Genomic DNA, 11,883 nt, shown 5'->3' with positions numbered 1-11,883 from the left:
TGACGTCCCGGCCCTGCCCGTGGACACGGCGAAGGGCCCCGGCATGACGCCGGGGCCCTTTCTCGTCTGCCTCGAACCTCAGTAGCCCTTGAGCACCTGACGCCCCATGACGAGGCGCTGGATCTGGTTGGTGCCCTCGTAGATCTGCGTGATCTTGGCGTCGCGCATCATGCGCTCGACCGGGAAGTCGCGCACGTAGCCGGCGCCGCCGAGCAGCTGGACGGCGTCGGTCGTGACCTCCATCGCGATGTCGGAGGCATAGCACTTGGCTGCCGCGCCGAAGAACGTGAGGTCCTTGTCCTCGCGCTCGGACTTGGCAGCGGCCACGTAGACCATCTGACGCGCCGTCTCCACCTTCATCGCCATGTCGGCGAGCATGAACTGGATCGCCTGGTTGTCGGCGATGGCCTTGCCGAACTGCTTGCGCTCCTTGACGTAGCCGACGGCGAAGTCGAGTGCGCCCTGGGCGATACCGACAGCCTGGGCCCCGATCGTGACGCGCGTGTGGTCGAGCGTGCGCAGGGCGATCTTGAGGCCCTCACCCTCCGCGCCGATGAGGCGGTCAGCGGGAATACGGCAGTTGTCGAAGTGGAGCTCACGCGTGGGCGAACCCTTGATGCCGAGCTTGCGCTCCTTCTCGCCGAAGTCGAAGCCCTCGTCACCCTTCTCGACGACGAACGCCGAGATGTTGCGGCCGCGCTCGCCGTCGGGGTCGGTGACGGCGAGAACCGTGTAGAACTCCGACTCGCCGGCGTTCGTGATCCACGACTTCTGACCCGTGAGGACGTAGCTGTCGCCGTCCTTCTTGGCCTTGGTACGCATGGACGCGGTGTCCGAGCCGGCCTCGCGCTCGGACAGGCCGTAGGAGAACATCGCCTCGCCGGCGCCGAGCTGCGGCAGGTACTTCTTCTTGATCTCCTCGCCGCCGCCGAGGATGACGGGCAGTGAGCCGAGCTTGTTCACGGCGGGGATGAGCGAGGAGCTCGCGCACACGCGCGCCACTTCCTCGATGACGATGCACGTACCGAGCGCGTCGATGCCGGCGCCGCCGTACTCCTCGGGGACGTGCGGGGCGGCCAGACCGGCCTCGACGAGGGCGTCGAGGGCCTCGCTCGGGAAACGGGATTCCTCGTCGACGTCGGCGGCGTGCGGAGCGATCTTGTTCTCGCACACCGGGCGGATCGCCTCACGAAGAGCCTCGTGCTCCTCGGAGATCGTGTACAGGTCGAAGTCAGGGTTACCAGCCATAGCCGCATGCTACGCGTCGGTACGCCGTCGAGGTGGGCCCGGCCGGAAGTTACCGCGGCGAAGGGAGCGGACTCGGGTTCTCGAGGCGAATTCTCGAGGCGGGCGGCGCTTGCCCTGCTGCCGGCGTCCTTTGAGCGTCAGCCCTGACGGCGGGCGACGTCCTCGCGCAGCGCCTCGCCCTTGGCGTGGGCCTCGTCGCGCAGGCTGACCTGGAAACGCTCCATCGCCTCCGCGAGGCGCGTTGCTTCCTCCCCGTCGCCGGAGGCGAGGATGCGTACGGCGAGCAGGCCGGCGTTGCGGGCGCCGCCGATCGACACGGTCGCCACGGGCACGCCGCCGGGCATCTGGACGATGGACAGCAGTGAATCCATGCCGTCGAGGTACTTCAGCGGCACCGGAACACCGATGACGGGCAGCGTCGTGACCGACGCCAGCATGCCCGGAAGGTGCGCCGCTCCCCCGGCTCCGGCGATGACGACCTTGAGCCCGCGCTTCGCAGCGCTCGCGCCGTACTCCACCATCTCGTGGGCCATCCGGTGCGCCGAGACGACGTCGGCCTCGTAGGCGATGCCGAATTCGTCGAGCACGTCGGCGGCGGCCGACATCGTCGGCCAGTCCGAGTTGCTGCCCATGACCAGCCCGACGACGGGCTGCTTCGTGTCCATGTCGTTGCTCATTCCGTCACCACTCCCTCGAGGTAGTCGCATGCGTGACGGGCGCGCCCGCGCAGGCCGACGAGATCGGTGCCGCTGACGTTGACGTGCCCGATCTTGCGGCCGGGGCGCACGCCCTTGCCGTACAGGTGGATCTTGAGTGCGGGGTCGCGCGCCATGAGGTGCTTGTACGTGGGGTACAGCTCCTCGTAGGAACCGCCTAGAACGTTGCCCATGACGGTCCACGGAGCCCGCGCGGTGACGTCGCCGAGCGGCAGGTCGAGCACGGCGCGCAGGTGCTGTTCGAACTGACCGGTGACGGCACCGTCCATCGACCAGTGGCCCGAGTTGTGCGGACGCATCGCCAGCTCGTTGACGACGAAATCGCTCTGACCCGAACCGTTCTCGGCGACACGTTCGAAGAGTTCGACGGCCATGACACCGGTGACGTCGAGCTCCCGGGCGATCGTCACCGCGGCTTCGGCGATGCGGCCGGCGAGTGCGTCGTCGAGGTTCGGTGCGGGGGCCAGCACCTCGGTGCAGATGCCGTCGGTCTGCACGGTCTCGACGACGGGCCAAACCGCCACCTGGCCGCTGGGGCTGCGACCGATCATGACCGACAGTTCGCGGGTGAAGTCGACCGCCTCCTCGACGAGCAGCGGAGCGCCTTCGGCCTTGGCGAACCAATCCGCGGCGTCCTCGGCCGCTTTCACGACGCGAACGCCCTTGCCGTCGTAGCCGCCCGTCGGCGTCTTGAGCACGACCGGCCAGCCGTGCTCGTCACCGAAGGCTGCCAGCTCGTCGACGTCGACGACCGCGCGCCAAGCCGGGCACGGCACGCCGAGACCTTCGAGCCGCTCACGCATCGCGAGCTTGTCCTGGGCGAAGCGCAGGGCGCTGGGCTTGGGGTGCATCGGCACACCGTCCGCCTCGAGGGCCGAGAGGACGTCGGCCGGCACGTGTTCGTGATCGAACGTGACGACGTCGCAGCCCCGGGCCCACTCGCGCACGGCCTCGGGGTCGGTGTAGTCGCCGACCGGCGAGTGCGGCACGACGAGGGCTGCGGCCGCGTCCTCGGACTCGGCGAAAATCGAGAGCGTCAGGGCCAGCTCGACCGCCGGAGCGGTGCACATGCGGGCCAACTGGCCCGCTCCGATGATGCCGACGACGGGGAATCCGCCGGGCGCGGTGGGGGCTTGGGTCTTGGAGCGCGTCACGGCCCCAAGGGTACGTGGCGGCTCGCAGGAATCAGCCTTCAGCCCGTCACGGACCACACCGTCGCGCCACCGCCGTGGTCGGCGTCGGCATCGCCGGGCGCCAGGACGAAGCCCGCACCCCTGACGGTCTCGATGCGCCAGGCCTCACCACATACCTGCGGCAACTTGCGGCGCAGGTTTGCCACGTGCATGTCGATGGCCTTCGGCGTACCGCTCCAGTGCCCGGTCCACAGCGCCGCCCCGATGTCGTCGCGCAGGACCACGCCGTCGGACGCTGTCAGCATCTCGAGGACCATGGCCTCCTTGGCCGTGAGCTCGACGCGGCCGCGACCTCCGACGACCTCCCGACGCCGCACGTCGACCCACGGACGCGAGGAGGCGGTGAGCGCTTCGCCCCGTTCACGCGTGACACGGCGTACCCGCGCGGCAACGCGTGCCCCGAGTTCGGCTGGGTCACCGTCGAGCAGGACGACGTCGTCGGCTCCCGCGAGCAGGAGTTGTGCCACGACACCGGAGCGTTGCGCCGTAGCGTCACCGAACGCGACGGCGGCAACGAAGGCCGTCTTCGGGTGCCGCTCGGTGAGACGGCAGAGAGCCTCGAGGACGTCGGCATCGAGGGGCTCACCGGCGCGGCCTGCGGCGAAGAGCACACACGCGGGAGCACTGCGGTGCGTGGGCGCCACGTGGTCGGAGCAGATGTCGACGAGCGAACCGGCGACCGTCCGAACCGACAGGTCGGCGGCCTGGTGGAGCCGTAACAGCGTCGTGTCGTCGCCAAATCCGCCGCGCGCGAGGAGAACATCGGTCATGTCGACCGAGAATATGGACCTTTTCGGCGTAGCGGGGTGAAAGAAACCGGTTGATTTCTCAACAACCAAGCGCCCGGTTCAGTTGTGCGCTACAGGAGTACCCACGACGGCGACGTTCCGATCCCTGCGAGGTCGAGCGCCTCGTGCGCCCGAAGCGTCGACTGGGGGTCGTGACGCAACGCGTCCGCCGTGGTTTCGTCGATGAGAATCTGCCCCGCCTCCGCGGCGTTGGTCAGGCGAGCGGCGCGGTTGACCGTCGTGCCGTAGATGTCGCCGAGGCGCGCGAGCACGCGCCCGGTCGACAGGCCGACGCGCATGCGCGGGATGACGTCGTCGGTTTCCGAGGCTTCCTTGAGCGCCCGGGCGATGCGGGACGCACCTGCCGGATCCTGGTGCGAGAAGAGCACCTCGTCGCCGACCATCTTGACGACGGCGCCGGAGTGCTCGCTCACGATGTCGGAGGCCATGGCCTCGAACCGCGTCACGAGGGCCGCGAGGTCGCTCTCGCTCAGGCTGCGAGCCAAGCGGGTGAAGGACACGAGGTCCGCGAACCCGACGGTGCGCACGACGCCGAGGTGACTCTCGGGCTGCGCGTCGGCCAGCAGTCGCGACAGCGCCACCGAGAGGTTGCGCCGCCACACGTAGTTCATGATCGGTTCGAGGTCGTCGGCGATGTCGGCCATCGTGCGCGCGGTCGCCTTGGCCAGCTCCTTGCCCTCCGGTGGGGCGTCCTGACGCTGGGAGATCATGTCGGCGACGAGCTGCGTTTGCCACATCGCGAGGCGATCGGTCGTGCGGCCGAGGGCCCGCGCCAAGCCGAGCAGCGTGTCGACATCGAGGTCATGCGTCGCCGTCACGGACATCGCGGCGCGCAAGGCGCGAAGGTCGGTGTCGCTGAAGGCCACGTCACCCTCGCGGGAGTTGACGAAGCCGAGGGCGCGCCAGACGCGGCGTGTCTCCTCGGGGTCGACGCCCGCGTGTTCGGAGAGTTCACGACGTCGGTAACGACGCGAGCTCCCCATGAGGATGCGCTCGATACCGTCGATGAACGTCGAGTCATCGGCGGTGAACTGGTGGGGGATCTCGCTCATCACTGGCCCGTTCTCAGATCGTCGCTGCGGTGCAGCCGCGCATGGACGATGTCGGCCACCGAGTACGCCATCCTATTCGGCGAGTCGGCCTGCTCGCCGAGCGGCACGGCCTCGAGCCGGCCCTCGTCGTCGATGCCGGTGGCGCACCGGCGATGCACCGCCCCGTCGGGGGTGTGGATGTCGACGTCGGCACCGATGGTGAGGCAGTGATCCCGCATCCGCTTCCGCAGCGCGGCGACTTCGTGGCCAGAAGCCCTCCCCCACGTCACAGCCGACGCCATGACGCGGGCGGCCACGGCCTCGATGACGGCTTCGCGCCCGATGTCGTACCCGGCACAGCGCAGCGACGTGGCCGTCTCGACGGGCAGTTCCTCACGCTCCTGGCTGACGTTGAGTCCGACGCCCGCGACGACGAGCGGCGTACCGTCCGCCGAACGCGTCATCTGACACAGAATGCCGCCGACTTTGCGCCAGGTGCCGTCGGGGTCGCGCACGAGCAGGTCGTTGGGCCACTTCGTTCCGACGCGCCCGACGCCCTTGTCCCCCAGGACGTCGACGAGGGCCCCGCGCACGGCGTCACCGACGAACAAAGGAGCCCACCCCCAGGTGGCGCCGTCGGCCGGGAGCGGCAGCGTCATCGACATCGTGACGGCGGAACCCGCCGGCGCCTGCCACGAACGGGTCAGACGGCCCCGGCCGGAGGTCTGCAGATGGGCCGCGACGAGGGCCCAGGGCTGGGGCTTCCCCATGGCTCGGGCATTCGTCGAGTCGACCTCGTCGAGCAGCTCGACGACCCACCCCGCACGCCTCAAATTCCGCGCCAAGCGGGGTGAAAAGCCTACTGACAAGTTCACTTCCGAGGTCACGACCCCAGGTTAGGGTGTGGCCCATGACCTTGGAAGACGTGCCCCCGGACACCTCGATCGACCTGCACACCACGGCCGGCCGTCTGCAGGACCTGGCCAACCGAACGGAAGAGGCGGTTCACGCCGGTTCTGCTCGCGCCGTGGAGAAGCAGCACGCCAAGGGAAAGCTCACCGCGCGTGAGCGCGTGGAGCGGCTGCTCGACGAGGGATCGTTCGTCGAACTCGACGCCCTCGCCCGTCACCGCTCGACGCAGTTCGGTCAGGACAAGTCGCGCCCCTACGGTGACGGCGTCGTCACCGGGTACGGCACCGTCGACGGCCGTACGGTCTGCGTCTTCAGCCAGGACTTCACCGTCTTCGGCGGCTCCCTCGGCGAAGTCTTCGGCGAGAAGATCTGCAAGGTGATGGACCTCGCGATGAAGCTGGGTGCGCCCGTCATCGGCATCAACGACTCCGGCGGCGCGCGCATCCAGGAGGGTGTCGTCGCCCTCGGCATGTACGCCGAGATCTTCCGGCGCAACGTCCACGCCAGCGGTGTCATCCCGCAGATCTCGCTCGTCATGGGCCCGTGCGCCGGCGGCGCGGTCTACTCCCCCGCCATCACCGACTTCACCGTCATGGTCGACCAGACCTCACACATGTTCATCACCGGCCCGGACGTCATCAAGACGGTCACCGGTGAGGACGTCGGCTTTGAGGAACTCGGCGGCGCGCACACCCACAACTCGCGCTCGGGTGTCTCGCACTACATGGCCACCGACGAGGACGACGCCATCGAGTACGTGAAGTCGATGCTGTCCTACCTGCCGAGCAACAACATGGACGCGGCGCCCACGTTCGACGCCGAGTCCGACCTCGAGATCAACGACGACGACCGCGCGATGGACACGCTCGTGCCCGACTCGGCCAACCTCGCGTACGACATGAACGACGTCATCGCGCACATCGTCGACGACGCCGGTGACGGCCCCGACTTCCTCGAGGTGCAGCCGCTGTTCGCGCCGAACATCATCTGCGGCCTCGCCCGCGTCGAGGGCCACAGCGTCGGCATCGTCGCCAACCAGCCGGCCCAGCTCGCCGGCACGCTCGACATCAACGCGAGCGAGAAGGCCGCGCGCTTCATCCGCTTCTGCGACTCGTTCAACATCCCGATCGTCACGCTCGTCGACGTGCCCGGCTTCCTGCCCGGCACGGACCAGGAGTGGGGCGGCATCATCCGTCGCGGCGCGAAGCTGCTCTACGCCTATGCGGAGGCGACGGTGCCGCTCGTCACCGTCATCACGCGCAAGGCGTACGGCGGTGCGTACGACGTCATGGGGTCCAAGCACCTCGGTGCCGACATCAACCTCGCGTGGCCCACGGCTCAGATCGCCGTCATGGGCGCCCAGGGCGCGGCGAACATCCTGTACCGCAAGGAGCTGGCGAAGGTCGCGGAGAAGGGGTCGAGCGAGGACGTCGAGGCACGCCGCGCCGAGCTCATCACCGAGTACGAGGACACCCTGGCCAACCCCTACATCTCGGCCGACCGCGGGTACGTCGATGCCGTCATCCCGCCGCACGAGACGCGCGTCCAGGTGACGAAGGCGCTCCGCGCCCTGCGCCACAAGCGCGAGGAGCTGCCGCCCAAGAAGCACGGGAACATCCCGCTGTGAGCGCCGAGAACACCGAACCCACGCCGGGCACCGACGAGGCTCCTGCCTCCGGAACCCCGGACGCAACCCTTGCTGCCGCGCCGACGATCCGCGTCGTCTCGGGTGCACCGACGGATGAGGAGTTGGCCGCCGTGGTCGCTGTGCTCACCGCTCGCGCCGCGGCTGCAGCAGCCTCCGTCGAACCACCCCGCGAGGTCGCCTACTGGGGTCGCCCGGCGCACGTGCGTCACGGCCGTCCGCGCAGTTGGGCCGAATCGACGCTGACGCGCTGAGCGCACGTCAACAGTGCCATCGGCCCGGACGAGCGTCGAGCGGACCGTCACTTACGCAGGCGGGCCTCGTAGTCACGCTGATGGACGCTCGGAAGAACACCGGCTTCGACGACCCGCGCAAGGACGTCTCGCCCACCGGTGGTGCGGGCGCTGAACACGTCGGCCACCGTGATGCCGTGGGCAGGCCGGTACACCTCGACGATGTCGTCGCCGGCGCTGATGCGCCCGGGTTCGACGACGCGCGCGTACGTCCCCGCCCGCCCGCGCTGGGTGAAGCGCTTGAGCCACCCCGGAACGTCCATGGCCCAGGCGAACGTGCGGCACGGAATACGCGGCAGGCTCGCCTCGAGCACTGCGGTGCCGACGCGCCAGCGCGTGCCCACGAGGGCCCCGTCGAGGTCGATGCCCGAGGTGGTGACCTTCTCACCGAAGGAGGCGTTCGGTAGGGAGCGGCCGAGTTCGCGCTCCCAGTGCTCGAGTTCCTCACGTGCGACGAGATAGACGGCCTTGTCGCTGCCTCCGTGATGCTTCTCGTCGCCGACGAAATCGCCCGCGACACCACTGCGCCCGCCGCCCTCGCGCGGGCCGGGGTCGCTCACCTCGAGGTACCCGACGGGCTGTTTGTGGATGCCCGTCCGGTGCTGCTTCGGATCCCACTCCTCCGGGCGCCCCACGTTCACCGAGAGCACGTTCGGCCCCGCCGCTGAGGTTTCACGCACCCCGTCATCAGCCATGGCGCGAGACTACCGAAGGCGATCGGGCCCAAGGCGAACCTCTCGCCTACAGTCGTGGCATGAACACCTCCGCGTCCCCTCGCGCCACGACCCGTGTCGACGAACTGGCCGACTCGTACTTCGATTCCGCGGTGGAGCTCTCTCCCATCGAAGCCACCAGCTTGGGCGTTCCGGGCCAGGACGAAATGCTCGACGACTTCTCCCCCGAGGGCTATGAGCGCATCAGCGAACTGCGTCGCACGACGCTGTCCGCGCTGCGCACGGTCACGGCCGAGGACGACGTCGACGAGGTCACGATTGCCGCCATGACGGAGCGGCTCGAGCTCGCCGAGGAGATCCACGAGGCCGGGTACGACCTGGCCGACCTCAACGTCATCGCCTCGCCCCTGCAGAACGTTCGCGACGTGTTCGACCTCATGCCCACCGACACTGACGAGGACTGGGCCGTCATCGCCACGCGCATGCGCGCGGTGCCGGAGGCCCTCACCGGGTGGCTGCAGTCGCTGCGCGTCGCAGCCGACGCCGGCAACCGCCCCGCGCGCCGTCAGGTGGAGCGCTGCATCGAGCAGTGCGCTGACCACATCAGCTCCGAGGGCTACTTCCACGCGCTGACACAGCAGGCCGTCGACGGAACCGAGGACGAGGCACTCGCCGACGAGCTGCGTCACGCCATCGACGAGGCCGCCCGGGCTTATGAGGAGACGGCCGAGAAGCTGCGCGAGGAGGTGCTCGTTGACGCTCGGGAGGCCGACGCCGTCGGCGCCGAGCGATACGCGCTGCACAGCCGGCAGTTCCTCGGTGCGCGCATCGACCTCGAAGAGACCTACCGCTGGGGCCAGGAGGAACTGGCGCGCATCACGGCGGAGATGAAGGAGGTCGCAGAGCGCGTCGCCCCGGGGGCCGGCGTCAAGGGCGCCATCGCGGCGCTCGACGAGAGTGCCGCCTACACGCTGCACGGTACCGACGCGCTGCAGGAGTGGATGCAGCAGAAGGCCGACGAGGCCGTCACCGCCCTCGCCGACACCCACTTCGACGTGCCGGATCCGGTGCGCCGCATCGAATGCATGATCGCGCCGACGAACTCGGGCGGCATCTACTACACGGGTCCGAGTGCGGACTTCTCGCGCCCCGGCCGCATGTGGTGGGCCGTACCGCGAGACGTCGAGAAGTTCGGCACGTGGCGCGAACTGACGACGGTCTACCACGAGGGCGTACCCGGCCATCACCTGCAGATCGGGCAGACGATGTACCGCTCGGGGCTGCTCAACCGCTGGCGGCGCCTTGGCGCCTGGACGTCCGGGCACGGCGAGGGCTGGGCGCTGTACGCCGAACGCCTCATGGCCGAGCTCGGCTACCTCGACGACGACGGCAACCGTCTCGGCATGCTCGACGGGCAGTCGTTGCGCGCGGCCCGCGTCGTGCTCGACATCGGTGTGCACTGCGGTTTCGAGGCGCCGGCCGAGGTCGGCGGCGGCGAGTGGACCTACGACAAGGCATGGAGTTTCCTCAGTGCCCACGCGGACATGGCCGAGGGCTTCCTGCGCTTCGAACTGGACCGTTACCTCGGTTGGCCGGGGCAGGCGCCGTCGTACAAGGTCGGCGAGCGCCTGTGGTTCGACCTGCGCGAGAAGACCCGCGAACACGAGGGAGCCGACTTCGACCTCAGGGCCTTCCACCGTCGCGCGCTCGACGTCGGAAGTGTCGGCCTCGATGTCCTGCGCGATGCGCTCCTGCCCCCTGCCTGAGGCTCGTTCGCACGGCTGCGTCAACCGTCGCCCGGAGCTCAGCACGCCCGCGCGCCCTCGATACCAAGCGGAGCGCCGCGGGTAAACTGAACCGGATCTCGAGAAGCGCCGGTCAATCGGCTTCCCTCACCATTCGGCCAAGGAGGACGACTGCATGTCGCCTGCACCCACGTCCGGTTCGACCTCGTCGACGTCGCCCGCCTCCCTCGTGAAGGGTGGTCTGCGTTCGGCGATGTCGATGGCAGAGCGTGTGAGTTCGACGGCTGCGGCGAAGGTCGCCCCGGCGCGCGGACGCACCCCGGGTGAAGGTGGCACACCGCCCGTCCTGCCGGTGGTGCTCGACTTCACGCTCTCGGGGTACGCGCTGGCGCGGGCCTTCCACGAGCGTTACGACCTGACGAGTGTCGCCATCGTGCCGCTCCACACCCCGGCTGTCGGTGACTCGAGCCTCTTCCACGAGGTGCGGGTGCTCGGTCACGAGGCTCTGACGAACCATCAGCTCGTCATGGACGAGCTCGTTCGTGTGGCCGCAGCGCACCCGAACCTCACCGTCATCCCGTTGACGAACAACGACAGCTACGTGCAGATGCTCTCCGCCCAGCGCGACTCGCTCGGCGCGAACGTCGTCGTCCCGCACGAGTCCCCGGAGATGCTCGTGCGTATCTCGGACAAGAACCACTTCAACGCCGTCTGCGCCGAGGCCGGCGTCCTCACCCCCGGCACGGCTGTGCTCGACTTCGGTGCTGGGCGTCCCAGCGCAGCTGAGGTGACGTTCCCGTTCCCGATCATCGTCAAGCCTGCTGACTCCGCGCTGCACAACAAGCTGACGATGCAGGGCAAGCGCAAGCTCTACGAGATCGACGACTCCGCGGCCCTCGAGGACCTCATCGACCGGCTTCACGCCGCCGGCTTCACCGGCGAGATGCTGGCGCAGGATCGCATCCCCGGTGACGACATCCTGTCGGTCACGATCTATCGGGCACGCAACGGTGAGGTGACGCTCGCGCGCACCTCCAAGGTGCTCCTGCAGGATCCGCGTCCGGCGTACCTCGGAATCCCGGACGTCCAGGTCGTGCAGGACATGCCCGACGTCGTCGACGCCTCCGTTCGCATCCTCGAGACGGCCGACTACTACGGCTTCGCGAACCTCGACGCCATCCGTGATCCACGTGACGGCTCGGTCAAGTTCTTCGAGGTCAACCCGCGCTACGGACGCAACTGTTACTACGCCACGGGATCGGGCGCGAACATCGCCGAGCAGCTCGTGACCGATCTCGTCGAGGGCCGACCGATGGCCGCACCCGCACTCGAGAACGAACTCGTCTACACCGTGCTTCCGCCGCGTGCTCTGCAGCGCCTGCTGCCCGAGGGCAGCGACCGCAGCCTCGTCGAGCGTCTCGTCAAGGCCGGCCACTGGGCCGACCCGCTCAAGTACGGCGGCGAGCGCAACCCGAAGCACAAGGCGTATGCACACGCCGCGGCCTGGCACCACGCCCGTGCTTACCGTGGTGCGCCACGCGTCATCGGCGGCTGACCGCCCGCACCGGCGCGTGACTCCCCCGCCGGACACCGGCGGGAGGGGTCGCGTCCAGCCGT

The 11,883-nt window shown here is 69.0% G+C and carries 11 protein-coding genes; 4 read left to right on the top strand and 7 right to left on the bottom strand.

All coding sequences use genetic code 11. The features are described from left to right. Window positions 1-78: 78 nt before the first annotated feature. The 6 genes from H7F30_RS07755 to H7F30_RS07730 form a co-directional block, all read right to left on the bottom strand. The gene (locus H7F30_RS07755; protein WP_129664544.1) at window positions 79-1,248 is read right to left on the bottom strand and encodes an acyl-CoA dehydrogenase family protein; all 1,170 of its coding nucleotides are present in this window, start codon (window positions 1,246-1,248) and stop codon (window positions 79-81) included. 137 nt (window positions 1,249-1,385) lie between these two features. After that, a complete protein-coding gene (purE, locus tag H7F30_RS07750) occupies window positions 1,386-1,913 on the bottom strand; it encodes a 5-(carboxyamino)imidazole ribonucleotide mutase (protein WP_047312177.1) in 528 nt (175 codons plus the stop codon). Window positions 1,914-1,921: 8 nt separating this feature from the next. Next, a complete protein-coding gene (locus H7F30_RS07745; protein WP_047311873.1) occupies window positions 1,922-3,118 on the bottom strand; it encodes a 5-(carboxyamino)imidazole ribonucleotide synthase in 1,197 nt (398 codons plus the stop codon). A gap of 38 nt (window positions 3,119-3,156) precedes the next feature. Then, entirely contained in the window at window positions 3,157-3,927 is a 771-nt protein-coding gene (locus tag H7F30_RS07740; protein WP_052947026.1) for a winged helix-turn-helix domain-containing protein, read from the bottom strand. Window positions 3,928-4,016: 89 nt separating this feature from the next. After that, window positions 4,017-5,018, bottom strand: coding sequence for an adenylate/guanylate cyclase domain-containing protein (locus H7F30_RS07735; protein WP_187034368.1), 1,002 nt, complete (start codon window positions 5,016-5,018; stop codon window positions 4,017-4,019). Next, on the bottom strand, window positions 5,018-5,842 hold the full coding sequence (locus tag H7F30_RS07730; RefSeq protein WP_187034366.1) for a biotin--[acetyl-CoA-carboxylase] ligase: 825 nt from the start codon (window positions 5,840-5,842) through the stop codon (window positions 5,018-5,020). Before H7F30_RS07730 ends, H7F30_RS07735 begins: the two co-directional genes overlap by 1 nt. Before the next feature lie 65 nt (window positions 5,843-5,907). On the opposite strand from H7F30_RS07730, the gene H7F30_RS07725 reads away from it, so the two are divergent. Beyond that, the gene (locus H7F30_RS07725; protein ID WP_222617784.1) at window positions 5,908-7,536 is read left to right on the top strand and encodes an acyl-CoA carboxylase subunit beta; all 1,629 of its coding nucleotides are present in this window, start codon (window positions 5,908-5,910) and stop codon (window positions 7,534-7,536) included. Then, the gene (locus H7F30_RS07720) at window positions 7,533-7,808 is read left to right on the top strand and encodes an acyl-CoA carboxylase epsilon subunit (RefSeq protein ID WP_222617783.1); all 276 of its coding nucleotides are present in this window, start codon (window positions 7,533-7,535) and stop codon (window positions 7,806-7,808) included. The genes H7F30_RS07725 and H7F30_RS07720 overlap by 4 nt, the downstream gene beginning before the upstream one ends. Window positions 7,809-7,855: 47 nt before the next feature. Here the strand turns inward: H7F30_RS07720 and H7F30_RS07715 are convergent, their stop codons facing one another. Next, window positions 7,856-8,542 (bottom strand): MOSC domain-containing protein, encoded by a 687-nt coding sequence (locus tag H7F30_RS07715; RefSeq protein ID WP_187034364.1) that lies wholly within the window; start codon window positions 8,540-8,542, stop codon window positions 7,856-7,858. A 59-nt stretch (window positions 8,543-8,601) separates the two neighbouring features. Here H7F30_RS07715 and H7F30_RS07710 point away from each other — a divergent pair, with 59 nt between their 5' ends. Together H7F30_RS07710 and H7F30_RS07705 are read left to right on the top strand one after the other, a co-directional pair. Continuing rightward, a complete protein-coding gene (locus H7F30_RS07710; protein WP_187034362.1) occupies window positions 8,602-10,287 on the top strand; it encodes a DUF885 domain-containing protein in 1,686 nt (561 codons plus the stop codon). Between the two features lie 154 nt (window positions 10,288-10,441). Further along, on the top strand, window positions 10,442-11,821 hold the full coding sequence (locus H7F30_RS07705) for a hypothetical protein (RefSeq protein ID WP_052947023.1): 1,380 nt from the start codon (window positions 10,442-10,444) through the stop codon (window positions 11,819-11,821). Window positions 11,822-11,883 lie beyond the last annotated feature (62 nt).

Origin of the sequence: Dermacoccus sp. PAMC28757, assembly GCF_014302635.1 — a bacterium.
Lineage (GTDB): Bacteria > Actinomycetota > Actinomycetes > Actinomycetales > Dermatophilaceae > Dermacoccus > Dermacoccus abyssi.
This window is presented reverse-complemented; position numbering and strand designations above follow the sequence as displayed.

Coding starts and splice junctions, on each gene's coding strand:
- H7F30_RS07755 (WP_129664544.1), bottom strand. CDS start 1,248: ATGGCTGGTAACCCTGACTTCGACCTGTACACGATCTCCGAGGAGCAC.
- purE (WP_047312177.1), bottom strand. CDS start 1,913: ATGGACACGAAGCAGCCCGTCGTCGGGCTGGTCATGGGCAGCAACTCG.
- H7F30_RS07740 (WP_052947026.1), bottom strand. CDS start 3,927: ATGACCGATGTTCTCCTCGCGCGCGGCGGATTTGGCGACGACACGACG.
- H7F30_RS07735 (WP_187034368.1), bottom strand. CDS start 5,018: ATGAGCGAGATCCCCCACCAGTTCACCGCCGATGACTCGACGTTCATC.
- H7F30_RS07725 (WP_222617784.1), top strand. CDS start 5,908: ATGACCTTGGAAGACGTGCCCCCGGACACCTCGATCGACCTGCACACC.
- H7F30_RS07715 (WP_187034364.1), bottom strand. CDS start 8,542: ATGGCTGATGACGGGGTGCGTGAAACCTCAGCGGCGGGGCCGAACGTG.
- H7F30_RS07710 (WP_187034362.1), top strand. CDS start 8,602: ATGAACACCTCCGCGTCCCCTCGCGCCACGACCCGTGTCGACGAACTG.
- H7F30_RS07705 (WP_052947023.1), top strand. CDS start 10,442: ATGTCGCCTGCACCCACGTCCGGTTCGACCTCGTCGACGTCGCCCGCC.